The organism is Candidatus Limnocylindrales bacterium (assembly GCA_035571835.1).
Taxonomy (GTDB): domain Bacteria; phylum Desulfobacterota; class Binatia; order UBA1149; family CAITLU01; genus DATNBU01.
This window is the reverse complement of the sequence record DATNBU010000010.1, coordinates 1-24,117: the sequence shown is the minus strand read 5'-3', so window position 1 is coordinate 24,117 and position 24,117 is coordinate 1. Positions and strand designations below refer to the sequence as shown.

Genomic DNA, 24,117 nt, shown 5'->3' with positions numbered 1-24,117 from the left:
ATATCTATCTTGCCTGGATCGATGGCCTTCGTGACCGCTCGACCCGTGCACGAATACAGGTGCGAGTCGATCGATTGGTCCACGGCAATCCTGGTTCCAGTCGGTGCCCGCGAGAAGGAGTGTTCGAATTGAAGATCGATGTCGGACCAGGCTACCGCGTGTACTACACGAAACGCGCATCGTCCTGCTGGCCGGCGGCGACAAGTCGTCGCAGGCGAATGATATCGAAACGGCAATCGAGCTGGCCCGCAATTTGGAGAAGTGATCGTGTCAAAGATATCGAAGAAGGGGGCGTCGAAAACCCGCACGACAGCATACGATGTTGCGCGGCAGCTCCGAACGCCGAAAGAGATGGCGGCTTATCTCGATGCGTGGCTCGTCGAAGCACCGGATGACGTTGCGGGAATCGCACGCGCCATCGGTGATATCGCGCGAGCCAAAGGCATGACGCAGGTTGCGCGCAAGACGGGTCTGAGCCGCGAGAGTCTATACAAAGCGCTCAGCGGTGACGGGAATCCAAGTCTCGATACGATCCTGAGGGTCACGAAGGCACTCGGAATGCAGCTCCATGCCACGGTCGCGTAGTTGAACGCGACCGATGGGATCCCTGCAGGCAGCCGCCGCGAGCAGCTGCTGCGAGCACGCCGTTGCCGGATCCGGCGGTCAGCGGGGCCCTGCTTGCGTTTGGACTGCTTCTGCCGCTGCGGCTAGAAGCGACGCGCGCCGGCCGTTGCCGCAGCTTGGAGGATACGATGTCGAAGCAAGCCAACGAAGCATGGATCATCGATGCGGTTCGCACTCCGCGCGGAATCGGCAAGCAGGGCAAAGGCGCGCTGTCGCACCTTCATCCGCAGCGGCTCAGCGCGACGGTGCTCAGCGCGCTTGCCGAGCGCAACGGCCTCGACACGGCGGAAGTCGATGACGTGATCTGGGGCTGCAGCACGCAGGTCGGCCGCCAGGGTGCCTGCGTCGGACGCATGTCGGTCCTCGACGCAGGATGGGACACGCGCGCGAGCGCGGTGACGCTCGACCGCTTCTGCGGCTCGGGTATCACCGCCGTCAATCTCGCGGCCGCCAGCCTGATGTCCGGAATGGAAGACGTCGTCGTCGCCGGCGGCGTCGAGATGATGTCGTTTACCGCAACCCTGCCGCCGGGCCTTCTCGACGCCGGCAATCTTCACCTGCGCGACCTGCATCCGCAGCCGCACCAGGGCGTCTGCGCGGACGTCATCGCGACGCTCGAGGGCATCACTCGCGAGAACGTCGATGCGCTGGCGCTCGAGAGCCAGCGCCGCGCGCAGCGCGCGATCGAAGGCGGACATTTCGATCGCAGCGTGGTGCCGGTCTACAACGACGACGGCAGCCTTGCCCTCGCGCACGAGGAGTTTCCGCGCCCGCAGACCACGCTCGAAGGCCTCGCGAAGCTTCCCGCGGTGTTCGCGAATTTCATGAATCAGCCCGTGGACGCGGGGGGCGAGACCTTCGACCATCTCGTGCGCCGCAGCTTTCCTGACATCAGAATCGACCACGTTCACCACGCCGGAAACTCGTCCGGCGTCGTCGACGGCAGTGCGGGACTTCTGCTGTCGTCGCCGGACTACGCCAAAGGCAAGGGCTGGAAGCCGCGTGCACGCGTCGTCGCGATGGCCAACGCCGCCGGCAGCCCCGAGCTGATGCTGAACGAGCCGGTGCCGGCCGCGCGCAAGGTGCTCGCCAAAGCCGGAATGACGCTCGACGACATCGACCTCTTCGAGATCAACGAGGCGTTCGCAGTGGTCGCCTTCAAGTTCATGCGCGATCTCGAGATCGACCCCGCAAAGTGCAATGTGAACGGCGGCGCCATCGCGCTCGGCCATCCGATTGCGGCGACCGGTTCGATCCTGATCGGTACGATTCTCGACGAGCTCGAGCGGCGCGATCTTTCGACCGGGCTGGTCACGATGTGTGCCGCCGGCGGAATGGCGCCGGCGATCATCATCGAACGCCTCTGATCGGTCGCTGCTCGTGAAGGTCTACAACGCTTCCGGCTACGGGCTGATCGCGCTCTACGCGCTGACCTGCATATGCTTCGCGCCGCCCGCGCTCGGCCCGTGGATGGGCCTGCTGATCGGCGCGGTTTATTTCGTGGTCTGCTGGTTCGTCGGGGGCGTGTATCTGTCGTGCGTGATTCACATGGGGATCGCCCACCGCGCGCTCGACTACAAGGACTGGTTCATCAAGACCATCACGGTCGTGAACAACACGTTCGGCGTCTACGTGAATCCGACGACGTGGGTCAGCCGGCATCGCTTGCACCACCGGCATGCCGACCAACCCGGCGATCCCAACAAGCTCGCGTCGGACGGATTCTGGCGAACGCTCTATCTGTGCCTGATCCCGTACAGGTGCGAGACCAACATGGCCACGGACGAGATCTTTCAGTCGTGGTCGTTCCGCCTCGTCTCGAGCCCCGTATTCGTCGTAGTCTCGCAGGTATTCAACGTCTGGCTGTTGTCCGTGCTCGTCGGCGACGTGCGCTTCGCCGTCGCAATGTGGGTGGTGTTCCGGGTCTTCGCGCTGTGGATCAACATGATCCAGAACTACTGGACGCACGATCGCCGCTTCGGCTATCGCCGCTATGACGACGAACGCGACAACGCGATGAACATCGGCGACTGGCTGCCGGTGACCGCGACGTTCAGCGCGTGCCTGCAGAACAACCACCATCATTCCCCGGCCCTGCTGCGCCTCAGCCACGAGGATTGGGAGTACGACCTCGGCTTTACGGCGGTGAAGGTAATGAAAGCGCTCGGCCTGGTTCAGGCGACCGACAGAGGTCGGGTGGTGCCGGCAGAAGTGCCGCTCACCTCCGTCGAATTCTGAACGGATAAAACGTCTGGCCCCAGAAGCCGGCGGGGAGCTGCTGGTTGTCGAGGCCGTACGTGTCCGGCCACCGGTCGTCCGGGTAGTAGTAAGTGCCGAACAGCTTGTCGATCCACGGAAAGTGGATCGCATAGTTCTTGTCGATGCCTTCTTTCTGCGACGTGTGATGCCAGTGATGGAAGCGCGGGAAGATGATCCACGGTTCCAGCCACTTGATCGTCGGTCCGAAGTTCGTGTGCGCCCACGTCGCGTGGATCGTGACGAACAATAGGTAGGCCACGATGATGTCCTGCGAGAACGCGAACATCATCGGGATCAGCATCATGCCGCGGATGATGAGGTCGTCGACCAGGTGCGCGCGCGAGCCGGCGATCCAGTCGAGAGCCTTCGACGAATGATGAATGGCGTGGAAGCGCCAGAGAACCGGCCACTCGTGCAGCGCGCGATGGATGCCGTATTCGGCGAGATCCGCGACCAGCACGGCCAGGAAGAACTGTACCAGCCACGGCAGGCTGCCCGTCGCCGCGTGCAGACGCGCATTGCCGAGCAGATTCGTAAGCTGCGTTGCGGGCAGCAGCACGAGGAACGACGTGATGCGGATCGGCAGATGCGTGGACAGGAAATATGCCACGTCGAGAAGCCACTCCGGCCGGAACACGCGCTGCTTCGGATACGCGGGCCACAGCACTTCGATCGGCGAGAAAATAAGCGTCATCAGCAGCAGGTCGAGCAGGAACCAGTCGAGACCGATCGCCGGGCCGTCGTGCAGCGTATCGTTGATCGGTACGCTGGCGCCGCCCAGCAACGTGGCGCCGAGCGCGAACAACATCCCGGTCAGTCCGAGGACTTTCTTCCTGCGAAGCATCGCGGAGATGACGCCGAGAACGATGGCCGCGACGATGCCGCCCTGGATCACCATCCGCATGATCGCCATCGGGTAGTGAGGGCGCAGCTCGGGCGAGCTCAATATCTGTGGAAAGTGCAGGCAGATGACTGCGCCGAACGCGAGCATCCCGAGGAATGCGGACAACACGCCGCTCCACCAGCCGGTGCCGAAGCCGGTGGGATCCTCGTCGCCGAATACCTGGCTGATCCTCTGTTCGAGCATCGTGGTCCGAGTTTATAGACAGGTGAGCTCGTCGCCAAGCCCGACCGCCGCGCGCAGCACGCGCAGCGCATCGCTCGCGGTGATCGAAGAGCTGCGGTCGACGTCGCACACTGCCGCCGCGCAGCTGTGCGCCCCGGTGGCTGCGAGCAGCACGAACAGTGCATCGCTGGTGCGCGGCTTCTCCGCACGGATGCTGACCGGCCGGCCGCAGCGGACGATCTCGCAATCGTTCGTGCACGGCTGGCCGACGTCGTTGCTCTCGCCGTCGTCGCACTGTTCGGGAAACGCGGCCTCGCCGTCGCCGCACGCCGCATCGCTTGCGCAGAACGATGCGGTCGCATCGTGGCCCCAGCATTCGAAGCTGCCGTTGGTCTTCATCGCGCACGTGTGCCGGTAGCCCGCGGTGATCTCGACGAACGGTCCTTTTGGTGCGTTGGTAAAAACCTCGGCGCCCCAGCAGTCGACTTCTCCGTCTGTCCGAAGCGCGCACGCGAACTCGGCGCCGGCCGTAATCGATTGGTATTCTCCATGCGGCGGATTGAGCAGAGCGAGCAGTCCGTCGCCCCAGCATTCGATCCCGCCGCCGGGACGCAGGCCGCAGACGTAGGTATCGCCGCCGACCTGATTGCCCGCGCCGGCAATGTGCACGAAAGGCCCGGGTGGAACGACGGGATTCGCCGGGTCATCGGTGAATGGATGCGTCCAGCACTGCGCATCGCCGTTCGGCCTGAGTCCGCAGCTGAACAGGCCGCCGGCGGCAACCTCGGTGAACTGCCCGCCGGGACCGTCCAACTGCTCGCCTGTATCGGCGCGCCAGCAGGTGACTTTTCCGTCGTCGCGGACGCCGCACGCGAAGTCGAAGAAGCTTACGGAGATCTGCCGGAATGAGCCTTGCGGCGAGTGGTCTGTGTGAACGGAAGACCAGCACTCGACACTGTGGTCGGGCCTGCGTCCGCACATGTAGTACGTGCCGAGAGAAATCTGGTCGAACGGTCCTGCGGGCGGAGGATACGGCGCGTACTGGCCGAGGTTGCCCCAACACGAAATTTCACCTTCCGAGTCGAGCACGCAGCCGAACGCGCGGTGATTGGCATCGCCTCCGCCGGCGACGTGCGTAAAAGAACCGATGACGGGAGCCTGGTACGGCAATCCGAATTCGCCCTGCACGTTCGAGCCGCCGAGGCACACGAGGTCACCATCTTCACGGAGCGCACAGATGCGCATCGAGCCCGGCAGCGGTGCAGTGGTGATGTCGCGATAAGTTCCGGCCGGAAATGGAACGTCCATATCTCCGTTCCGGCAGATGACTGTGCCGTTTTTCTCGAGAGCGCAGCCGGCATTCTGGTACGCCATTGCAACGTCATCGTACTCGCCCGGAGGAAATGGCGACTCGATGCTCGCATTCTTTGTCCAGCACGCGATCGCCCGGTCATCGCGAATGCCGCAACGCGATAGCAGCTCACCCTTGCCCAGCGACGTGAAGTGTCCGTCGGGCGCCGTCCATCCGTCGATGCACTCGACCGTTCCGTCGGAACGGAGGCCGCACGGCCCCTGCCACTCGACGAAGGTTCCGGCGAGCGGGCTCGAGATTGCAGCGGGATCGTCGGCGACCCACTGAACGAGCGTGCCGTCGTCGCGAAGGCCCAGGCACAGGGATTCCGCGTAGTGACCGCACATCGGCTCGACTGCGAGCATGGAGAACCTTCCCTCGGGCGCCGGCGCCGGCGATTCCGAATGGATGAAGTCGTAGTGGTACCAGCATGCGACGGTTCCGTCCCTGCGAAGGCCGCAGCTTCGATCGTATCCGACGGAGATCTGCGTGAACTGGCCGAGTGCACGCTGACGGATCTGCGTATAGGATTCCGCGTCATCCCAGCACGAAGCGACGCCATCCTCGCGCAGCGCACACATCGCAGCGGGCCCGCTCGCGACGCTCGCCGCAAGGCACGACGGCGCGGCCGCGTCCGCCTGTCGACACGCGAGCATCACCGCGACAACAAGAATGATCCTGCGAGTGGTCGTCATCACTACCCCCAAACCAGTTCGATCGAACGTGACCCCTTATTCGACCTCGCAAGCCAGGAGAAGCGACAGAAATAGAGTCGGGGCTATTCGGTGCTGACGAAAGCCTGACCGAGCCCGAGGTCGCGCCGGCACTTGTCGGCCATGCCGCGCGCCTCGCCGAACGCACCGTAGCTTCCGACGCGCACGCGATACCAGGCGCCCTCGCCTTCGCTGACTTTCTTGATGTACGCCGCGTAGCCGTGTGCTTTCAGCTTGGAGACGAGCGCGTCGGCTTCGCCCTGCTTGCGGGTCGACAGGATCTGCACTGTGTAGCCGCGGCCGGTGTCGGCCTCGGCTTCCTTGGCGGCTAGCTCCTTCGCCTTCTGCTTTTCCTTTTCCTTGGCTTCCTTGGCGGCCGCGAGCTCCTTCGCTTTCGCGGCTTCCTTGGCAGCAGCGGCCTCGGCGGCCAGCTCTTCCGGTGACTTCTTCTTTGCGTCCGCGGAGGCCGGCACGGCGGCGGGCGCGGAAGCAGCAGCAGGCGTCGCTGCGGCGGCAGACGGTGCAGCAGCGACTGCGACGGGCGCCCCGGCAGGAGCGGCAGCAGGAGCTGCGGCCGTAGACGCTGGCGCTTCGATCGGCGCCTTGGCAGCGCCGGCAGACGCATGCGCAGGCTCGGGCGATGCGGCCGATGCCTCTTCGACCGGCGGCGGCTTCTTCTCCGGCCGCTCGATCGGCGCCGGGCGTTTGTACTTCGTGAAATCGTCGACCGGGATGCGGGCGACCCGTTCTTCGGTGGAAGCGTGGTAGCTGGCGTTTTTCTTGCCGACGAACAGCCCGAGGAAGAACACTGCGGTTACGGTCAGCACGAAGCTGACCGCAATCAACGCCATCTCGAATCCGGTGAGCTGGAGCTGTCGCCTCTGCCGCGTTGCCATCCTCGCGTCTCCCACCTCATGAAACCGGACGGTTCCGGTCTTTCGTCTACATCCGCTCGGGCGCCGCGATCCCGACCAGTCTCAGTGCCCTGCCGAGAACCTGGCCGACGGCCCTTGCGAGCAGCAGCCGCGCCCCGGTCGTGGCCGCGTCCTCGCTTACGAAACGGTGTTTCGAGTAGAAGCGGTGGAACTCGCCGGCGACTTTCTGCGCATAGAATATCACACGATGCGGCTCGAGTGCTTCTGCCGCACCGGCCACGATCTCCGGAAATTCGGCCAGCAGCTTGACCATTGCGATCTCGTCGGGATGGCCGAGGGCCGCGACGCTCTCATCGGACGCATCCGGAACCGCAAGGTCCTTCTCGGCCACCTGGCGGAAGATGCCCGCAATGCGGGTGTGCGCGTACTGCACGTAGAACACGGGGTTCTCGGCGGTCTGGCGGCGCGCCAGCTCGAGGTCGAAATCAAGGTGCGCGTCCGACCGTCGCGACAGGAAGAAGAAGCGGGCCAGGTCCGGACCGACCTCGTCGAGCACGTCGCGCAGCGTGATGAACTCGCCGCTGCGCTTGCCCATGCGCACCGGCTGGCCATCGCGCGACAGGCTGACCATCTGCACCAGAACGACGCGCAGGCGATCGGCGTCGTAGCCGAGCGCCTGCAGCGACGCGCGCGTCCTCGAGATGTAGCCGTGATGGTCGGCGCCCCACACGTCGATCAGCCGGTCGAAGCCCTTCTTCATCTTTTCGCGGTGGTAGCAGATGTCGCTCGCGAAATACGTGAGCGAGCCGTCGCTCTTGATGACCGGGCGGTCCTTGTCATCGGCGAACGCGGTCGTGCGCATCCACGTCGCGCCGCCCTCGTCGTAGACGTGGCCGCGCGAGCGCAGCTCTTCGATCGCGTCGAGGACTCGGCTCGACTCGGCGAGCTCGCGCTCGCTCGTGAAGTTGTCGAACTCGACGCCGAAGATCGCAAGGTCCTCGCGGATCTTCTCGAGCATCGCATCGCCGGCGCGCTTGCCGAAATACGCGACGACTTCCGGCTCGGGCAACCCGGCCCAGCGTTCGCCGTCGACGTCGATGATCTCCTGCGCGTAGATCGTCACGTAGTCGCCGGGATAACAGTCTTCGGGAAAATCATCCGGGCTGCGCCGGCCGAGAAGCTCGAGGTAACGATAGAACACGGAGCGGCCGATGCGCTCCATCTGCACGCCGGCGTCGTTGATGTAGTACTCGCGCTCGACGTCGTAGCCGGTGGCTTCGAGAAGCCGCGCGATGCCGTCGCCGGTTGCTGCGCCGCGGCCGTGCCCGATGTGCAGCGGCCCGGTCGGATTGGCCGAGCAGAACTCGACCTGAATGCGCTTTCCGCGTCCGCCGCCCGTCTGGCCGAACTCATCACCGGCCGACAGGATTTCGAGAAGGCGCGTGCGCCATGCGGCGTCGGCGAACGTGACGTTGAGGAAGCCCGGGCCCGCGCTTTCGGCACGGTCGACGAGCTCGGCTCTGGCCAGATGACGGGCGACGATGTCGGCGATCGCGCGCGGAGACTTGCGCTCCGGCTTCGCGAGCATCATCGCGACGTTGGTCGCAAGATCGCCGTGACCCTCCTCGCGGGGAACCTCGACGACGTATTCGGGTGTTTCGGTGGACGCGAGCTCGCCGGCCGCGCGTGCGTCGGCGAGAGCACGGTCGATGAGACCTCGCAGGCGAGCTTTCATCGACCGTACCTCGGGATGGCTAGTTCAGGCTTCAGCCTGCCGCAGCTGCGGCCGGTGCGGCCTTGGTCTTCTTGATCGGCTTCGGTGCCGCCGGCGCGAGCTCGGTGAACTCGATGATCGAGATCGGGGCGGCGTCGCCCATCCGCTGTCCGATCTTGATGATGCGCGTGTAGCCGCCCGCCCGGTTGGCAAAGCGCGGCGCCACTTCGGCAAACAGCTTGGAAACGGCCGCGTCCGTCTGCACGAACGCGCGCGCGCGGCGGCGTGCCGCCACCGTACCCGCCTTTCCGAGCGTGACCATGCGATCGGCCCAGCGGCGCAGCTCCTTCGCCTTGGCGTCGGTCGTGCGGATGCTGCCGTGCTCGATCAGTGACGTGACCATGTTGCGCATCAGCGCGTGCCGATGCGACGAGTTGCGACTGAGCTTGCGGCCACTATTGCGATGTCTCATGGAACTTTCCTTCGTATCCTCGAACTAAACGGAACTGATCCGGACTAATACCGGTCCTGCTCGATCCGCATGCGGTCGAGGGTTTCCCGGTCCGGGAAATTCGCGATGCGCATGCCGAGGCTGAGGCCCATCCCGGTCAGGATCTCCTTGATCTCGAGCAACGACTTACGCCCGAAGTTCTTGGTCTTGAGCATCTCGTGCTCGGTGCGCTGCACCAGCTCGCCGACGTACTTGATGTCGGCGTTCTGCAGGCAGTTGGCCGAGCGGACCGAGAGGTCGAGCTCGTCGACGCAGCGGTACAGGCCTTCGTTGACCTGCTCGCCTTCGACTTCGGCGGCCGCTTCCTCGGACTCGATCGCCTCGACGTCGAAGTTGACGAACACGGCGAGCTGGTCCTGGAGAATGCGCGACGCCACGGCCACCGCGTCATCCGGACGCACGCTGCCGTCGGTGAAGACCTCGAGCATGAGCTTGTCGTAGTCGGTGCGCTGCCCGACGCGGGCGCTGCTGACGACGAAGTTCACCTTGCGGACCGGCGAGAACACCGCGTCGATGTGGATCGTGCCGACCGGTGCGTCTTCCTCGCGGTTGCGATCGGCCGTCACGTAGCCGCTGCCGCGGCGCGCCGTCAGCTCCATGCGCACCGTACCGTTCGGTCCGAGCGTGGCGATGTGGTGATCCGGGTTGAGCACGGTCACGTGCGGCCCGAAATCCAGATCGCCGGCCTTGAGCTCGCGCGGTCCCTTCAGCTCGACGATGCCCGTGTGCCGCTGACCTTCGTGGATCATCAGGCGCACTTCTTTCAGGTTCAGCACGATGTCGGTGACGTCTTCGGTCACGCCGTCGATCGTCGAGAACTCGTGCAGTACGCCGTCGATCTTCACGGAGGTGATTGCCGCGCCCTTGAGCGACGACAGAAGGATCCGGCGAAGCGAATTGCCGATCGTGGTTCCGAAACCGCGCTCGAACGGCTCGAGCTCGAGGCGTCCATAACGCTCGTTGAGCTCGCGCACATCCAGCTTCGGTCGGATCAGATCTTTCCAGTTGTCCAACATTCTGACTGCCTCCGTCATTCGGCTCGGAACTCTCGTCCGGGCCCACTGATCACTTCGAGTAAAGTTCGACGACCAGGCGCTCGTTGATCGGCATGGTCAGCTCTTCGCGTGCCGGCAGGCGTTTGACCTTGCCGGCGAAGGCAGCCGCGTCGAGCTCGAGCCAATCGGGAACGCCACGTCGCTGCGAGATTTCGATCGCCTTCTTGAAGACGTCCTTCTCGCGGCTCTTTTCACGCACGATGATCGCGTCGCCCGTCTTGGTAAGGAACGACGGGATGTCGACGCGCTGGCCGTTGACGGTGAAATGCCGGTGGCGGATGAGCTGGCGCGCTTCCGCGCGCGAGCTCGCCATGCCGAGCCGGTAGACCATGTTGTCGAGCCGCCTTTCGAGCAGCGACAGCAGGACCTCGCCGGTGATGTCCCGCGAAACTTCGGCCATCTCGAAGTACTTGCGGAACTGGCTCTCCATCAGGCCGTACATTCTCTTCAGGCGCTGCTTCTCGCGAAGCTGCACCGCGTACTCCGACACCTTGCGGCGGCGGCCCTGGCCGTGCTGGCCGGGCGGATAGTTGCGCCGCTCGATCGCGCACTTGTCGGTGTAGCAACGGTCGCCTTTGAGGAAGAGCTTCATCCCTTCCCGGCGACAGAGCCTGCAAACTGGGTCTGTATAACGTGCCATATCTTCTCTTGTCCTGTGGAACCGTTCGCCGTTACCGGATCAGACGCGCCGCTTTTTGGGCGGGCGGCATCCGTTGTGCGGAATCGGTGTCACGTCCTTGATTGCCATCACCTGAAGGCCCGCTGCGCCGAGCGCACGAACCGCAGACTCGCGTCCCGCGCCGGGGCCGCGCACCAGCACGGTCACCGTGCGCATGCCCATGTCGACAGCCGTGCGGCCCGCCTTCTCGGCGGCCTGCTGTGCGGCAAACGGCGTGCCTTTGCGCGAGCCCTTGAAGCCGGTCTGTCCGGCGCTTGCCCACGATACGACGTTGCCCTGCGGATCGGTGAGCGTGACCATCGTGTTGTTGAAGCTCGCCTGGATGTGCGCCACGCCTTCCGGCGGTACGCGGCGGCTCTTCTTCTTTCTGGTGGCTGCGGTCGCTTGCTGTCTGGTCGCCATAATCTACGTTTCCTTGACCTACTTCTTGGTCGCTTTCTTCTTGCCGGCAATCGCGACCCGCGGTCCCTTGCGGGTGCGGGCATTGGTATGCGTGCGCTGTCCGTTGACCGGCAGGCCTTTGCGGTGACGGACGCCGCGGTAACAGCCGAGGTCCATCAGGCGCTTGATGTTCATCGCCACTTCGCGCCGCAGGTCGCCTTCGACCTTGGCGATCGAATCAATCGCGCCGCGGATCGAGTTGATCTCGCCGTCCGTCAGCTCGTCGCTCTTCTTGGCGGGATCGACGCGCGCCGCCGTCAGGATCTTGAGCGACGCCGTGCGGCCGATGCCGTAAATGTAGGTCAGAGCGATTTCCATGCGCTTGTTGCGCGGCAGATCGACTCCAGCAATTCGTGCCATATACCGTTACCTTCTCTCTACCGGCTCGCGCCGATTAGCCTTGCCGCTGCTTGTGACGCGGGTTCTTGCAGACCACGCGGACTTTGCCTTCGCGCTTGATGACTTTGCAGTCGCGACACATGGGTTTGACCGACGCTCTGACTTTCATGACATTTCCCGTTCAAACTCTGGTCAAGATCTCGGGGCCGCGCTTGGTCACGGCCACCGTGTGTTCAAAATGCGCAGAGCGGCGTCCATCCGCCGTTCGCGCCGTCCATCCATCCTCGTCGACCCGAACGGCCGGCGAGCCGGCATTCACCATCGGCTCGATCGCGAGCACCATGCCCGCCGTGATCGTGCGCCCGCGTCCCCGCTTGCCGAAGTTCGGCACCTGGGGATCCTCGTGCAGCGCGCGGCCGATGCCGTGCCCTACGAAATCGCGCACCACCGAAAAACCTGCCGCCTCGGCCCGCTCCTGCACCGCCGAGCCGATGTCACCGAGGTGCGCACCTTCGCACGCGTGCTCGATGCCCTTGGCAAGGCTCGCTTCGGTTGCCTCGATCAGCCGCGCCGACTCCTCGTCGACTTTTCCGATCGCCACCGTCACGGCCGAGTCCGCGAAGTAACCGTCGATCTCGACACCGAAGTCGAGACCGATGATGTCGCCCTCGGCGAGCTCCCGCCTTTCGGACGGAATGCCGTGGACGATCTCGTCGTTCAGCGATGCACACAGCACCGCGGGAAACACCGCGCTTCCGACGCGGTAGTTCTTGAACGCCGAGCGCGCTCCGGCCTTCGCGATCAGTCGTGCCGCTTCCCGATCGAGGTCGCCGGTGGTGACTCCGGGACGCGCCTTCTCCCGAAGGGCCGCCAGAATCTCCGCGGTGATGCGCGCTGCACGTCGCATGCGCTGGATCTCCGCTTCGGTCTTCAGCTCAATCATCGCATCCACGAACCACCGCCATGATCCTTTCGGTCACCTGCTCCGTACTGGCCGCGCCGTCGATCCGCCGCAGCAGTCCGCGGCCGGCGTAGTAACCCATCAGCGGCTCTGTCTGGCGCGTGTACACCGCGAGGCGTTCGCGCACCGTCGTTTCCCTGTCGTCCTCGCGCACGAAGAGCTCTCCGCCGCAGTTGTCGCAGCGGCCCTCGACGCGCGGCGGATTGAACTTCACGTGGTACAGCCGGCCGCATACGCTGCACGTGCGGCGGCCGCCGAGCCGCCCTACGATTGTCTGCTCCGGCACCTCGAGCGCGACCACGTGGTCGACGCCTCCGTTGCCGAGAACCTCCTGGAGCTTCTCGGCCTGCGCCGGATTGCGCGGAAACCCGTCGAGCACGAACCCCTTCTTGCAGTCCGGCGCGGATACCCGCGACTTGATCAGTCCGATCACGAGCTCATCGGGAACGAGCTGCCCGCGATCCATGAACTCCTTGGCCTTCAGGCCTTCGGTCGCGCCCGTCGATGCCGATTCCCGCAGCAGGTCTCCGGACGAGATGTGCGGCACCGCGAGCCGCTTCTGAAGCAGATCGCCTTGCGTGCCCTTGCCGCTTCCGGGAGGTCCGACGAGCACCACACGCATTCGCCAACCTTACCGCCTTCCGCGCAGATTCCCCTTCTTGAGGAATCCGTCGTAGTTGCGCTGAATCAGATGCGCCTGCATCTGCGCCACCGTATCGATCGCAACGCCGATCACGATCAGGAGCGACGTTCCGCCGAAGAAAAATGGCACGTTGAACTGCTGGATCAGCAGCGTCGGCAGCACGCAGATGGCCGCAATGTACAGCGCGCCGCTGATCGTCAGGCGCGTCAGGATGTGGTCGATGTACTCGGCCGTGCGCTTGCCGGGCCGGATGCCGGGGATGAACCCGCCGCCCTTCTGGAGGTTCTCCGCCACGTTGTTCGGGTCGAACGTGACCGCCGTGTAGAAGTACGCGAAGAAGATGATCGCGCCGATGTAGAGCAGGTTGTACAGCAGGCTGCCGGGCGAGATCAGCGTGGCCATCTGCTTGACCGGCTCGTACGGCGTGAACTGCGCGATCGTGCCCGGGAAGATCAGCAGCGACGACGCGAAGATCGGCGGAATGACGCCGGCCATGTTGATCTTGAGCGGCAGGTGCGTGGCCTGCGCGCTCATCATGCGGCGGCCGACGACGCGCTTGGCGTACTGCACGGGAATGCGGCGCTGGCCGCGCTCGACGAAGATGACCGCGCCGATGGTCGCAATGATCACGACGCCGACCGCGATCAGCTTGAACGGGCTGAGCTCGCCCTGGCGCGCAAACTCGAGCGTATGCCCGATCGCCGACGGAAGGTTCGCGATGATACCGGCAAAGATGATCATGCTGATCCCGTTGCCGATGCCGCGCTCGGAAATCTGCTCGCCGAGCCACATGAGGAACACGGTGCCCGAAGTCAGCGTAGTCATCGTGAGCAGCCGGAAAGCCCAGCCCCCCTCATAGACGATGCCTGCACCGGTCGGGCTGGTGATCTGCTCGAGGCCGAGCGAGATGAAGAAGCCCTGCACGAACGCGAGCACCACGGTGCCGTAGCGCGTGTACTGCGTGATGCGCCGGCGCCCCTGCTCGCCTTCCTTCGACAGCCGCTCGAGAGCCGGCACGACCATCGTCATGAGCTGCAGGATGATCGACGACGAGATGTACGGCATGATGCCGAGCGCGCACACGCTGAACCGCTCGAGCGCGCCGCCCGAAAACAGGTTCACCATGTCGAACACGCTGGCCGACGCGGTGTGGAAATAATCCGCCAGCGCCTCGCCGTTGATGCCAGGCGTCGGAACCGCCACCGCGAGCCGGTAGACGGCCAGGATCATCAGCGTAAAGCCGAGACGCCGCCGGAGCTCCGGGATGCGGGGAAGATTCTGGAAGCCTGAGTACATCGCTTACACCTCTCGTCTTTGCGTAGTCTTGGCGCTCTCGCGCTCAGTCTCCGCTCTCGGCGAGCTCGGCGATCGTGTCGGCGGTGCCGCCGGCCTTTTCGATCGCAGCCTTTGCCGAAGCCGAGAACGCGTCCGCGCGAACGGTCAGCGCGCGGTCGATCGTGCCGTTTCCGAGGATCTTGATCGGCAGCGCGCGGATTGCGAGGCCGCGTGCCTGCAGCGACTCGCGGTCGATCGTCTCGCCGGGCTCGAAGCGCGAGGCGAGCTCGCCGACGTTGATCACCTGGAACGGTACGCGGCTCGGGTTCTTGAAGCCGAACTTCGGAAGACGGCGCGCGAGCGGCATCTGTCCGCCTTCGAATCCGGGCGAGTTGTTGCCGCCCGATCGGGCGAGCAGGCCCTTGTGGCCCTTGCCGGACGTCTTGCCGAGGCCGGAGCCGGTGCCGCGTCCGAGGCGCTTCCTCTTGGTGCGCGAGCCCGGTGCGGGTTTCATTGAATCGAGCTGCATCGCTTTAGCCCTCTACCTTCACCAGGTGCTGCACCTTGGTGATCATGCCGGCAACGGGCGCGGATTCGCGCAGGACGACCGTGCGCCCGACGCGCGTAAGTCCGAGACCGCGCAGCGTTGCGCGCTGGCGCTCGGTGCACCCGCGATAGCTGCCGACGAGCGTGAGCCTTACCATCTTGTCCGCCACTTCCATGTCCTCTTTGCCGTTTCTTCCTGCCGCTCTCGTCAGTGCGTGAGCTGCGCGAGGTCTTTGCCGCGTCGTGACGCGATGTTCTGCGGATCTTCGAGCTGCGCGAGCGCCGCCATCGTCGCCTTGACCATGTTGTGCGGGTTGTGCGAGCCGAGGCACTTCGTAAGCACGTTCTGGATGCCGGCCAGCTCGACGACCGCACGGATTCCACCGCCGGCGATCACGCCGGTACCGTCCGAAGCGGGACGAAGGAAGACGCTGCCGGCGCCGAACTCGCCCTGCACGGCGTAAGGAATCGTTCCCTTGGCCATCCACACGCGGACCATGCCCTTGCGTGCGCGCTCGACCGCCTTGCGGATCGCCTCGGGCACTTCCTTTGCCTTGCCGACGCCGTAGCCGACACGTCCGCCGCCGTCACCGACGACGACGAGCGCACTGAAGCTGAAGCGCCGGCCGCCCTTGACGACCTTGGCCACACGGTTGATGTGCACCACCCTCTCCTTGAATTCGGAGTCGGCGGCTTGTCCTTGCTGAGAATCGCGTCGTGCCACTGTTTACCTGTGTTCCGTCTTCGTCCGGCTCAGAACTTGAGGCCGGCTTCGCGGGCTGCGTCGGCGATCGCTCGCACGCGCCCGTGGTACTTGTAGCCGCCGCGGTCGAAGACGACCTCGGCGATGGAGAGCTGCTTGCAACGTTCGGCGATGTCGCGGCCGAGCTGCTGCGCGGCGCCGAGGTTGCCCTTGGTGCCGAGCGTGGAAGCCGCGGCCAGCGTGTGACCGGTGTCGTCCGAGATCACCTGCACGTACAGGTAACGATTCGAACGGAAGACGGCGAGACGCGGACGTCCCGGGGTTCCACGAACCTTCTTGCGAACGCGAACGTGACGGTGTCCGCGACTGATGCGTTTCTCTCTCGAAATATCCATGACTTATTTCCCGCCCGCCTTGCCGGACCTATTTACCGCCGGCTTTGCCGGCTTTTCCGGCCTTGCGGCGGACGTGTTCATCTCCGTAACGGACACCCTTGCCCTTGTACGGCTCGGGTGGACGGAGCTTGCGAATTCCGGCTGCGACTTCGCCGACGACCTGGCGGTCGGGTCCGGTCAGCGTGATCGACACCTGCTTCTCGACGCTCGCCTTCACGCCCGGTGGAAGCTGGTAGACGATCGGATGCGAGAACCCGAGCGTCAGGTGCACTTCCTGGCCGCGTGCATCGGCGCGGTATCCGACGCCGGTGATCTCGAGCTTGCGCGTAAACCCGGTCGAGACGCCGGTCATCGCGTTCGAGACCATGCGCCGGACCAGGCCCTGGCGCGCGCGCTCATGACGGCCGTCGGCGACACGCGTGACGAGCACGCCATTCGAATCGATCTTGACGGGCGCTGCGGGATCCATCGCCACGGCCATCTCGCCGAGCGGACCCTTGGCGCGCAGTACGTCGCCCGCGACCGTCACGTTGACGCCCTTCGGAACGGGAAGAGGAACTTTACCGAGCCGTGACACGTTACCAGACCTCGCAGATTACCTCGCCGCCAACGTGGCGACGGCGCGCTTCGCGATCGGACAGGAGCCCGACCGGAGTGCTGAGAATGCTCACACCGAGGCCGGCGCGAACGCGCGGCGCATCGGCCGACGATGAATAGCGACGAAGGCCCGGCCGGCTCACGCGGCGGATGCCGGTCAGCACGGGGTCACCGCCTTCGCCGTAGCGAATGTGGATCACGATGGATCTCTTCGGGCCCTCGCCGGTGACTTCGACTTCGCGAAGATAGCCCTCGTCGCACAGAAGGCGCGCGATGGCTTCCTTGGTGCGCGAGTGCGGAAGCGTGATCTGGTCGCGCCGCCCGCTGCACGCGTTGCGGATGCGGGTGAGAAGATCGGCGATCGGATCGGTCATCATCGTCGAATCCTCCTTACCAGCTCGCCTTGACGAGCCCGGGAATCAGGCCCTGCAGGGCAAGGTTGCGCACGCAGATGCGGCAGAGCTTGAAGCGCCGGTACACGCTGCGCGGACGTCCGCACTGCTTGCAGCGGGTGTATCCGCGAACGGTGAACTTGGGCTTCCGTTCGGACTTGATGATCATCGATTTCTTGGCCACGTGCTTCTGCTCCGTCCTTACTGCTGCTGCTGCTTGCCGGCGGTCTGCTCGCGGAACGGCATCCCGAGCTGCGTGAGCAGCGCACGACCCTGCGCGTCGTCACGCGCCGTGGTCACGATCGTTACCGACATCCCGTGAATCTTCTCGATCTTGTCGAGGTCGATCTCGGGGAAAATGATCTGCTCGCGAAGACCCACGCTGAAGTTGCCGCGGCCGTCGAAGCCCTTGTTCGGAAGGCCGCGGAAGTCGCGTACGCGCGGCAGGGCCACGCGGATGAAGCGCTCGAGGAACTCGTACATGCGCTCGCGCCGCAGCGTGACCGCCACGCCGATCGGCATGTTCTCGCGCAGCTTGAAGTTCGAGATCGCCTTCTTCGAACGCGTGATCACCGGACGCTGGCCGGTGATGCGGCCGATCTGCTCGACGGCACCGTCGATCAGCTTCGGATTCTGCACCGCGTCGCCGAGTCCGACGTTGATGACGATCTTCTCGAGACGAGGGATCGCCATCACGCTCTTCATTCCGAACTCCTTCTGCAGCACGGGTCGGATTGTCTCCTCATAGCGCCGCTGGAGCGTCGGTTTCTCTACAGCCATTGTCTTCTTCCTCTATCCAATTGGCGTTCGGGCTCTCGCCCTCACTCTTACGTTCGGGCTCTCGCCCTCACTTTTCATACATCTGACGTTCGGGCTCTCGCCCTCACTTCTTCTGCGCTCAGCGCGCGTCGATGACTTCGCCGCTGACGCGGCTTACCCGGACTCGCTTGCCGCCGTCGAGCTGCTTGCGGCCGACCCGCGTCGGCTTGTGCACGTTCGGGCACAGCAGCATCACGTTGGACACGTGAATGGGCTTTTCGATCTCCGAGATTCCGCCCGGATTGTTGCCGCGCGGCTTCATGTGCTTCTTGACGACGGCGATGCGCTCGACGACGAGCTTGCTGTCCTCGGCGATCACCTTGACGACCTTGCCGGTCTTGCCGCGATCCTTGCCGGCGATGACGATGACGGTGTCGCCTTTTCTAATGTTGGCTTTTGCCATGGCTTTCCATTCCTCCTCGGGCTCTCGCCCTCAGAGAACCTCCGGCGCGAGCGAGATGATCTTCATGAACTTCTTCGCGCGCAGCTCGCGGGCGACCGGTCCGAAGATGCGGGTTCCGATCGGCTCGCCCTGGTTGTCGAGGATCACCGCCGAGTTCGTGTCGAAGCGGATGTACGATCCGTCCGGCCGGCGCGTCTCGCGCGTCGTCCGCACGATGACGGCCTTGACGACCTGACCCTTGGTGATCTTTCCGCCGGGCGTCGCTTCCTTGACGCTGCCGACGATCACGTCGCCGATGCGCGCATAGCGGCGGCCCGTGCCTCCGAGCACGCGGATGCACAGCAGCCGGCGAGCGCCGGAATTGTCGGCAACATCGACTACGGCTTCCTGGCCGATCATGACGGCACTCCCTCGACGTCCTTCACCCCGACGGTGATCTGGACGGCCTTCTCGAGAACGCGCTGGAGCCTCCAGCGTTTGAGGCGGCTCATCGGACGCGTCTCGGCGATCACGACGCGGTCACCGGGACGGCACTCGTTCTGCTCGTCGTGGACCATGTAGTGCTTGTGACGCACGACGGTCTTCATGTACTTGCCGTGACGGACACGTCGGGCCACCGAGACGACCGCGGTCTTGTCCATCTTGTTGCTGACGACGATGCCTTCGCGCGTTTTCGCGCGCGCTCTGTCCGGCGTCGCAGTGGTTTCCTGCGTGTCGCTCATTTCTTCTTGTCCTTCTTAACCGGCTTCGCCTGTTGCTTCGTGGCCTTGGCCGGCGCGGCGGCCTTCGCAGGCTTGACGGCCTTGACCGTTGCGCCGCCCTTCTCGTTCTGGATCGTGAGCACCCGCGCGAGATCGCGACGCGCAGCAATCAGCTCCGACGGCTTATCCAGCCGGCGCGCGTTGCGCTTGAGCGTCAGGCGCGCGACCCGGTCGCGCAGCTCGCCTGCTTTCTTGCCGAGCTCGTCGGCGCCCATCTTGCGAACGTCACTGGGCTGCATGATGCGCATCCTCTCTCTGGCAGAAGCGGGTCGAGACCGGCAGCTTGTGGGCCGCAAGGCGCATCGCTTCCTTGGCCAGCTCGACCTCGACGCCTTCCATCTCGAACAGCACGCGGCCGGGCTGAACCGGGCACACCCAGGCTTCGGGCGAGCCCTTGCCTTTTCCCATGCGCACTTCGGCCGGCTTCTTGGTGATCGGAAGGTCCGGGAAAATGCGGATCCACACGCGGCCGCCGCGCTTGATGTGGCGCGTGATCGCAATTCGGGCCGCTTCGATCTGCCGTGCGGTCAGACGACCCCAGGCAGTGGACATCAAGCCGAAGTCGCCGAACTCCAGGGTATTGCCCGTGTAGGCAAGCCCCTTGTTGCGGCCCTTCATCTTGTGCATCTTGCGAAATTTGGTCTTTTTCGGCTGCAGCATGGCGCTTTCCTACATTGCTTCCTGGCGCCGATCTTTGCGCTCGTCCTGGAGCCGCACGGTGCCGTCACCGCGATACACCCAGACCTTGACGCCGATGACGCCGAACGTCGTACGCGCTTCGGCCGTGCCGTAATGCACGTCCGCACGCAGCGTGTGCAGCGGAACCTGGCCTTCGCGGTACCACTCGGTGCGGGCGATCTCGTGTCCGCCGAGGCGGCCGCCGCACTGCACGCGGATTCCCTGGCCGCCCATGCGCATGGCGCGCGCGACGGCTTCCTTCATGGCGCGGCGGAACATCACGCGGCGCTCGAGCTGGAGCGCGATGTTCTCGGCGACGAGCTGCGCGTCGAGGTCGGGACGGCGGATCTCGTGGATCTCGACGAAACTGTCCTTGCCCGCGAGCTTGACGATGTCCTGCTTGAGCTTCTCGATCTCGGCGCCTTTCTTGCCGATCACGATGCCCGGACGCGCGGTGTGGATGTGCACCCGCACGTTCTTGGCGGCGCGCTCGATCTCGATGCGCGGCACGCCGGCGTGCGAGAGGCGCTTCTTCAGGAACTTGCGGATGGCGAGATCCTGCTGGAGCAGGTCGGCGTAGGTCTTGCCGGCGAACCAGCGCGAGTCCCACGTTTCGGTCACGCCGAGGCGGAAGCCTCTTGGATGTGTTTTCTGTCCCACGAAAATTCGCTCCGTTAGTTGCGCGAATCCACAACCACGGTGATGTGGCTGGTTCGCTTGCGGATAGCTGTTGCGCGGCCCTGTGCACGCGGACGGAAGCGTCCGGATGTCGGCCCGGGATCGACCATGATCGTCTTGATGAAGAGCGAATCGACGTCGAGGTTGTTGTTGTTCTCTGCGTTCGCGACGGCCGAGCGCACCGTCTTGGCGACGAAGCGCGCCGCCTTCTTGTGCGTGAAATCGAGGACCGCGAGAGCGTCCTCGACACCCTGGCCGCGCACCATGTCGGCGACGAGCCGGCACTTGCGCGGGGAGATGCTCTGGTAACGGGCGATGGCCTTCACTTCCATGACACCAACCTACTTCTTCGACTCGGTCTTGCGGGCACCGGAATGCGCCTGGAACGTGCGCGTCGGCGAGAATTCGCCGAGCTTGTGGCCGACCATGTTCTCGTTGATGTAGATCGGCATGAAACGCCGGCCGTTGTGCACCGAGAACGTATAGCCGATCATTTCCGGAACGATCGTCGAGCGCCGCGACCACGTCTTGATCGGACGGCGATCGTCCACGCTCTGATTGGAAATCTTCTTGAGCACGCTGGCGTCCACGAAGGGGCCTTTCTTTACTGACCTCGGCACTGCGTCGTCTCCTCGTTACTTCTTCTTCCGGCGCGTGACGATGTACTTGTCAGTGCGCGGATTGTGACGGGTGCGGGCGCCCTTGGTCGGCTTGCCCCACGGGGTCTGCGGATGATTGCCCTTGGCGCGGCCTTCGCCGCCGCCATGCGGATGATCGACCGGGTTCATCGCGATGCCGCGAGTCTGCGGGCGAACGCCTCTCCAGCGCGCACGACCGGCCTTGCCGACGCGGATGTTCTCGTGCTGCGCGTTGCCGACCTGGCCGATCGTCGCACGGCACTCGCGACGCACGTTGCGAAGCTCGCCCGAAGGCAGTCGAAGCAGCGCGTAGTCGCCTTCCTTGGCGACGAGCTGCGCGCCGCAGCCTGCGCTGCGGGCCATCTTGCCGCCGGCGCCGGGCTTGATCTCGATCGAATGCACCGTGGTGCCGACCGGGACGCGATCGAGCGGCAGCGTGTTGCCCGGCTTGATGTCCGAATCGGGACCCGAGTAGATCGCGTCGCCGACCTTGGAGCCTTCGGGCGCCACGATGTACGACTTTTCGCCGTCCGCGTAGACGAGCAGCGCGATGCGCGCCGAGCGGTTCGGATCGTACTCGACGGTCGCGATCTTGCCCGGGATTCCGTCCTTCATGCGGCGGAAGTCGATGATGCGGTAACGGCGCTTGTGGCCGCCTCCGCGATGGCGCGACGTGATGCGTCCGTTGGTGTTGCGGCCGCCGCTCTTCTTGATCGGGCTGAGCAGCGACTTCTCCGGCGAAGTGCGCGTGACCTCCTCGAAGTCGAACCCCGTCATGAAACGGCGTCCGGGCGAGGTCGGTTTGAAATTCTTGACTCCCACGGTCCTCGGTCTCCTAAATCTTCTCGAGCAGGTCGACGGCCTGCCCGTTCGCCAACGTCACGTAGGCTTTCTTCCAGGCCGGCCGCGTGCCGAGGATCTTGCCGGCGCGCTTCTTCTTGCCGAGCAGGTTCGAGGTGCGCACGGCCGAAACCTTGACGGAAAACAGCGCTTCGACGGCACTGCGGATCTCGTGCTTCGTCGCGCTGCGCGGAACGCGGAAGATCACCTGGTTGTGCTCGGCGACGAGCGTTCCCTTTTCGGTGATCAGCGGCGACTTCAGGATTTGCAGCGGATTTGCCATCAGCCGAGCCTCTCCTCGATCAGCGCCAGCGCATCCTGTGCGACGACGAGGTTCTTGTGCCGCAGGATGTCGTACACGTTGAGGCCTTCGACCGGCAGCACGAGCACGCGCGGCAGGTTGCGGCCGGCCAGCTCGATGTTGCGATCGCGGATGCCGATCACGACCAGCGTGCTGTCGGCCACCGCGAGCCCGGCCAGCAGCGCGAGCAACTCTCTGGTCTTCGGCTGCGCGAGCTCGATCTTGTCGACGACCTTCATTTCACCGTCGCGGGCCTTCTGCGCGAGCGCGCTCGCGAGCGCGTTGCGACGGGTCGACGCCGGCAGGCGGTACGCGTACGAGCGCGGCTGCGGTCCGAAGATCGTCGCGCCGCCTCTCCAGATCGGCGAGCGATTGGAGCCGGCGCGTGCGCGGCCGGTGCCCTTCTGCTTGAACGGCTTCTTGCCGCCGCCGCGGACGAACGCGCGCGTCTTGGTGGCGCTCGTTCCGGCACGGCGCGACGCCAGCTGCGCGAGCACCTGGTCGAACAGCACCGCGTCGTTGACACGGGTGTCGAAGGCCGCAGGCAACGTGACGTTGCCGACGGACTGGTTGTTGCGATTGACGACGGGCGTTTCCATCTCTTCCTCTTACTGAACCGATACTTTCTACGCGGCCCTTACTGGGCGGCGACGATCACGCGCTTCTGCGTGCGCTGGCGCTTGACGGCGGGCTTGACGACGACCTGCGAGCCGGGTGCTCCCGGAATCGCGCCCTTGACCATCAGAAGGTTCTCGTCGGCACGGACTTCGACGATGCGAAGGTTCTGCGTCGTGCAGGTCTCGGCGCCCATGTGGCCGTCCATGCGCTTGCCCTTGAACACGCGACCCGGATACGAGCGGCAGCCGATCGAGCCCGGTCCGCGGAACGACTCGTGCGTACCGTGCGTGGCGCGGTGTCCGCCGAAGTTGTGGCGCTTCATGACGCCCTGGAAGCCCTTGCCCTTGCTCGTGCCGGACACGTCGACCTGGTCGCCGACCTTGAAGAGGTCGGCGAGACGGATCTCCTGGCCGACCTGGTACTCGCCAGGCTCGCGCAGACGGAACTCGAGGAGCGAGGCAAATGTCGCGCGCCCGCCCTTGTTCATGTGGCCGCGAACCGCCTTCGACAGGTTCTTTTCGCGGCGCGTTCCGAATCCGACCTGCAGCGCTTCGTAGCCGTCGGTGCCGGTGGTGCGCACCTGCACGACGGTGCACGGACCGGTTTCGATCACCGTGACCGGAACCAGGTTGCCGCCTTCGACAAAGCGCTGGGTCATTCCGATTTTCTTGCCAACGAGGCCGAGCATCTGCGTTCTCCGTTCCTGCTACTTGCTTCAGTGCAGCTTGATTTCGACGTCGACGCCGGCGGGCAGGTCGAGCTTGCCGAGCGAATCGATCGTCTGCTGCGTGGGCTCGAGAATATCGAGGAGCCGCTTGTGAGTGCGGATCTCGAACTGCTCACGCGACTTCTTGTCGACGTGCGGCGAGCGGTTCACGGTGAAACGCTCGATACGGGTCGGCATGGGGACGGGGCCGGCGACACGGCCGCCGGTGCGGCGAACCGCGTCGACGATATCGCGCACCGACTGGTCGAGTACACGATGGTCGTAGGCCTTGAGGCGAATGCGAATGCGTTCGGACATCATAAAGTCAGATCTCGTCCTTCTGCCGTTGTTCCGTCTATTCCGTGATCTTGCTGACGACGCCGGCGCCGACCGTTCGGCCGCCTTCGCGGATGGCGAAGCGCAGGCCTTCGTCCATGGCGATCGGCATGATCAGCGTAACCTGGAGCTGAACCGTGTCGCCCGGCATCACCATCTCGGTTCCTTCCGGCAGCGTGCAGACGCCCGTGACGTCGGTC

The 24,117-nt window shown here is 64.8% G+C and carries 38 protein-coding genes; 3 read left to right on the top strand and 35 right to left on the bottom strand.

Features of this window, described 5'->3' with window-relative positions; translation table 11 throughout:
- Nucleotides 1-267 precede the first annotated feature (267 nt).
- The 3 genes from VN634_03660 (at nucleotide 268) to VN634_03650 (ending at nucleotide 2,862) form a co-directional block, all read left to right on the top strand.
- Nucleotides 268-585 carry an addiction module antidote protein gene (locus VN634_03660; protein HXC49954.1) on the top strand — a complete coding sequence of 106 codons (318 nt, stop codon included), beginning with the start codon at nucleotides 268-270 and terminating at the stop codon, nucleotides 583-585.
- 167 nt (nucleotides 586-752) lie between these two features.
- Entirely contained in the window at nucleotides 753-1,991 is a 1,239-nt protein-coding gene (locus tag VN634_03655; protein HXC49953.1) for an acetyl-CoA C-acetyltransferase, read from the top strand.
- Nucleotides 1,992-2,004: 13 nt separating this feature from the next.
- Entirely contained in the window at nucleotides 2,005-2,862 is an 858-nt protein-coding gene (locus VN634_03650) for a fatty acid desaturase (GenBank protein HXC49952.1), read from the top strand.
- Here the strand turns inward: VN634_03650 and VN634_03645 are convergent.
- The 35 genes from VN634_03645 to VN634_03475 all read right to left on the bottom strand — a co-directional run.
- Nucleotides 2,843-3,970, bottom strand: coding sequence for a sterol desaturase family protein (locus VN634_03645; protein ID HXC49951.1), 1,128 nt, complete (start codon nucleotides 3,968-3,970; stop codon nucleotides 2,843-2,845). The two genes, VN634_03650 and VN634_03645, sit on opposite strands and share 20 nt — an antisense overlap.
- 12 nt (nucleotides 3,971-3,982) lie before the next feature.
- On the bottom strand, nucleotides 3,983-5,995 hold the full coding sequence (locus VN634_03640; protein HXC49950.1) for an RCC1 domain-containing protein: 2,013 nt from the start codon (nucleotides 5,993-5,995) through the stop codon (nucleotides 3,983-3,985).
- Nucleotides 5,996-6,078: 83 nt separating this feature from the next.
- A complete protein-coding gene (locus VN634_03635) occupies nucleotides 6,079-6,909 on the bottom strand; it encodes an SPOR domain-containing protein (protein HXC49949.1) in 831 nt (276 codons plus the stop codon).
- Nucleotides 6,910-6,955: 46 nt separating this feature from the next.
- Nucleotides 6,956-8,623, bottom strand: coding sequence for an arginine--tRNA ligase (gene argS, locus VN634_03630; GenBank protein ID HXC49948.1), 1,668 nt, complete (start codon nucleotides 8,621-8,623; stop codon nucleotides 6,956-6,958).
- A 31-nt stretch (nucleotides 8,624-8,654) separates the two neighbouring features.
- Nucleotides 8,655-9,074 (bottom strand): 50S ribosomal protein L17, encoded by a 420-nt coding sequence (rplQ, locus tag VN634_03625; GenBank protein HXC49947.1) that lies wholly within the window; start codon nucleotides 9,072-9,074, stop codon nucleotides 8,655-8,657.
- A gap of 44 nt (nucleotides 9,075-9,118) precedes the next feature.
- Complete coding sequence (locus VN634_03620) at nucleotides 9,119-10,129, bottom strand: DNA-directed RNA polymerase subunit alpha (GenBank protein HXC49946.1); 1,011 nt, start codon at nucleotides 10,127-10,129, stop codon at nucleotides 9,119-9,121.
- A 49-nt stretch (nucleotides 10,130-10,178) separates the two neighbouring features.
- Nucleotides 10,179-10,808 (bottom strand): 30S ribosomal protein S4, encoded by a 630-nt coding sequence (gene rpsD, locus VN634_03615; protein HXC49945.1) that lies wholly within the window; start codon nucleotides 10,806-10,808, stop codon nucleotides 10,179-10,181.
- Between the two features lie 39 nt (nucleotides 10,809-10,847).
- Nucleotides 10,848-11,249: a 30S ribosomal protein S11 gene (gene rpsK, locus VN634_03610; protein HXC49944.1), complete on the bottom strand. Its 402-nt coding sequence runs from the start codon at nucleotides 11,247-11,249 to the stop codon at nucleotides 10,848-10,850.
- Nucleotides 11,250-11,267: 18 nt separating this feature from the next.
- Nucleotides 11,268-11,648 carry a 30S ribosomal protein S13 gene (gene rpsM, locus VN634_03605; protein ID HXC49943.1) on the bottom strand — a complete coding sequence of 127 codons (381 nt, stop codon included), beginning with the start codon at nucleotides 11,646-11,648 and terminating at the stop codon, nucleotides 11,268-11,270.
- Between the two features lie 34 nt (nucleotides 11,649-11,682).
- Nucleotides 11,683-11,796: a 50S ribosomal protein L36 gene (gene rpmJ / locus VN634_03600; protein ID HXC49942.1), complete on the bottom strand. Its 114-nt coding sequence runs from the start codon at nucleotides 11,794-11,796 to the stop codon at nucleotides 11,683-11,685.
- Nucleotides 11,797-11,808: 12 nt separating this feature from the next.
- Entirely contained in the window at nucleotides 11,809-12,570 is a 762-nt protein-coding gene (gene map, locus VN634_03595; protein ID HXC49941.1) for a type I methionyl aminopeptidase, read from the bottom strand.
- A complete protein-coding gene (locus tag VN634_03590; GenBank protein ID HXC49940.1) occupies nucleotides 12,563-13,210 on the bottom strand; it encodes an adenylate kinase in 648 nt (215 codons plus the stop codon). Before VN634_03590 ends, map begins: the two co-directional genes overlap by 8 nt.
- 9 nt (nucleotides 13,211-13,219) lie before the next feature.
- Nucleotides 13,220-14,527 carry a preprotein translocase subunit SecY gene (gene secY / locus VN634_03585; protein HXC49939.1) on the bottom strand — a complete coding sequence of 436 codons (1,308 nt, stop codon included), beginning with the start codon at nucleotides 14,525-14,527 and terminating at the stop codon, nucleotides 13,220-13,222.
- Nucleotides 14,528-14,570: 43 nt separating this feature from the next.
- Complete coding sequence (gene rplO / locus VN634_03580; GenBank protein HXC49938.1) at nucleotides 14,571-15,020, bottom strand: 50S ribosomal protein L15; 450 nt, start codon at nucleotides 15,018-15,020, stop codon at nucleotides 14,571-14,573.
- 19 nt (nucleotides 15,021-15,039) lie between these two features.
- Nucleotides 15,040-15,222: a 50S ribosomal protein L30 gene (gene rpmD, locus VN634_03575; GenBank protein HXC49937.1), complete on the bottom strand. Its 183-nt coding sequence runs from the start codon at nucleotides 15,220-15,222 to the stop codon at nucleotides 15,040-15,042.
- Nucleotides 15,223-15,260: 38 nt separating this feature from the next.
- Nucleotides 15,261-15,776 carry a 30S ribosomal protein S5 gene (rpsE, locus tag VN634_03570; GenBank protein HXC49936.1) on the bottom strand — a complete coding sequence of 172 codons (516 nt, stop codon included), beginning with the start codon at nucleotides 15,774-15,776 and terminating at the stop codon, nucleotides 15,261-15,263.
- Between the two features lie 29 nt (nucleotides 15,777-15,805).
- Entirely contained in the window at nucleotides 15,806-16,150 is a 345-nt protein-coding gene (rplR, locus tag VN634_03565; protein HXC49935.1) for a 50S ribosomal protein L18, read from the bottom strand.
- A gap of 28 nt (nucleotides 16,151-16,178) precedes the next feature.
- The gene (rplF, locus tag VN634_03560; protein HXC49934.1) at nucleotides 16,179-16,727 is read right to left on the bottom strand and encodes a 50S ribosomal protein L6; all 549 of its coding nucleotides are present in this window, start codon (nucleotides 16,725-16,727) and stop codon (nucleotides 16,179-16,181) included.
- A gap of 1 nt (nucleotide 16,728) precedes the next feature.
- Nucleotides 16,729-17,124, bottom strand: coding sequence for a 30S ribosomal protein S8 (rpsH, locus tag VN634_03555; protein ID HXC49933.1), 396 nt, complete (start codon nucleotides 17,122-17,124; stop codon nucleotides 16,729-16,731).
- A 13-nt stretch (nucleotides 17,125-17,137) separates the two neighbouring features.
- Nucleotides 17,138-17,323, bottom strand: coding sequence for a type Z 30S ribosomal protein S14 (locus VN634_03550; protein ID HXC49932.1), 186 nt, complete (start codon nucleotides 17,321-17,323; stop codon nucleotides 17,138-17,140).
- Nucleotides 17,324-17,340: 17 nt separating this feature from the next.
- Nucleotides 17,341-17,919 carry a 50S ribosomal protein L5 gene (gene rplE, locus VN634_03545; protein ID HXC49931.1) on the bottom strand — a complete coding sequence of 193 codons (579 nt, stop codon included), beginning with the start codon at nucleotides 17,917-17,919 and terminating at the stop codon, nucleotides 17,341-17,343.
- A 118-nt stretch (nucleotides 17,920-18,037) separates the two neighbouring features.
- Entirely contained in the window at nucleotides 18,038-18,361 is a 324-nt protein-coding gene (gene rplX, locus VN634_03540) for a 50S ribosomal protein L24 (protein ID HXC49930.1), read from the bottom strand.
- A 30-nt stretch (nucleotides 18,362-18,391) separates the two neighbouring features.
- A complete protein-coding gene (rplN, locus tag VN634_03535) occupies nucleotides 18,392-18,760 on the bottom strand; it encodes a 50S ribosomal protein L14 (GenBank protein ID HXC49929.1) in 369 nt (122 codons plus the stop codon).
- Nucleotides 18,757-19,083 carry a 30S ribosomal protein S17 gene (gene rpsQ / locus VN634_03530; GenBank protein ID HXC49928.1) on the bottom strand — a complete coding sequence of 109 codons (327 nt, stop codon included), beginning with the start codon at nucleotides 19,081-19,083 and terminating at the stop codon, nucleotides 18,757-18,759. The genes rplN and rpsQ overlap by 4 nt, the downstream gene beginning before the upstream one ends.
- On the bottom strand, nucleotides 19,080-19,370 hold the full coding sequence (rpmC, locus tag VN634_03525) for a 50S ribosomal protein L29 (GenBank protein HXC49927.1): 291 nt from the start codon (nucleotides 19,368-19,370) through the stop codon (nucleotides 19,080-19,082). The genes rpsQ and rpmC overlap by 4 nt, the downstream gene beginning before the upstream one ends.
- Nucleotides 19,348-19,782 carry a 50S ribosomal protein L16 gene (rplP, locus tag VN634_03520; protein ID HXC49926.1) on the bottom strand — a complete coding sequence of 145 codons (435 nt, stop codon included), beginning with the start codon at nucleotides 19,780-19,782 and terminating at the stop codon, nucleotides 19,348-19,350. The genes rpmC and rplP overlap by 23 nt, the downstream gene beginning before the upstream one ends.
- 9 nt (nucleotides 19,783-19,791) lie before the next feature.
- Nucleotides 19,792-20,460 (bottom strand): 30S ribosomal protein S3, encoded by a 669-nt coding sequence (gene rpsC / locus VN634_03515; protein ID HXC49925.1) that lies wholly within the window; start codon nucleotides 20,458-20,460, stop codon nucleotides 19,792-19,794.
- Nucleotides 20,461-20,474: 14 nt separating this feature from the next.
- Entirely contained in the window at nucleotides 20,475-20,810 is a 336-nt protein-coding gene (gene rplV / locus VN634_03510) for a 50S ribosomal protein L22 (GenBank protein HXC49924.1), read from the bottom strand.
- Between the two features lie 9 nt (nucleotides 20,811-20,819).
- Nucleotides 20,820-21,098, bottom strand: a complete 279-nt coding sequence (rpsS, locus tag VN634_03505) for a 30S ribosomal protein S19 (protein ID HXC49923.1) — start codon at nucleotides 21,096-21,098, stop codon at nucleotides 20,820-20,822.
- Between the two features lie 15 nt (nucleotides 21,099-21,113).
- On the bottom strand, nucleotides 21,114-21,938 hold the full coding sequence (rplB, locus tag VN634_03500; GenBank protein HXC49922.1) for a 50S ribosomal protein L2: 825 nt from the start codon (nucleotides 21,936-21,938) through the stop codon (nucleotides 21,114-21,116).
- Nucleotides 21,939-21,951: 13 nt separating this feature from the next.
- On the bottom strand, nucleotides 21,952-22,239 hold the full coding sequence (gene rplW / locus VN634_03495; GenBank protein ID HXC49921.1) for a 50S ribosomal protein L23: 288 nt from the start codon (nucleotides 22,237-22,239) through the stop codon (nucleotides 21,952-21,954).
- The gene (rplD, locus tag VN634_03490; protein HXC49920.1) at nucleotides 22,239-22,856 is read right to left on the bottom strand and encodes a 50S ribosomal protein L4; all 618 of its coding nucleotides are present in this window, start codon (nucleotides 22,854-22,856) and stop codon (nucleotides 22,239-22,241) included. The genes rplW and rplD overlap by 1 nt, the downstream gene beginning before the upstream one ends.
- Nucleotides 22,857-22,894: 38 nt before the next feature.
- Nucleotides 22,895-23,563, bottom strand: a complete 669-nt coding sequence (rplC, locus tag VN634_03485) for a 50S ribosomal protein L3 (GenBank protein HXC49919.1) — start codon at nucleotides 23,561-23,563, stop codon at nucleotides 22,895-22,897.
- A 27-nt stretch (nucleotides 23,564-23,590) separates the two neighbouring features.
- Complete coding sequence (gene rpsJ, locus VN634_03480) at nucleotides 23,591-23,902, bottom strand: 30S ribosomal protein S10 (protein HXC49918.1); 312 nt, start codon at nucleotides 23,900-23,902, stop codon at nucleotides 23,591-23,593.
- A gap of 34 nt (nucleotides 23,903-23,936) precedes the next feature.
- Nucleotides 23,937-24,117, bottom strand: a 181-nt coding sequence (locus VN634_03475; protein HXC49917.1) for an elongation factor Tu, incomplete at its 5' end; no start/stop codon positions are given.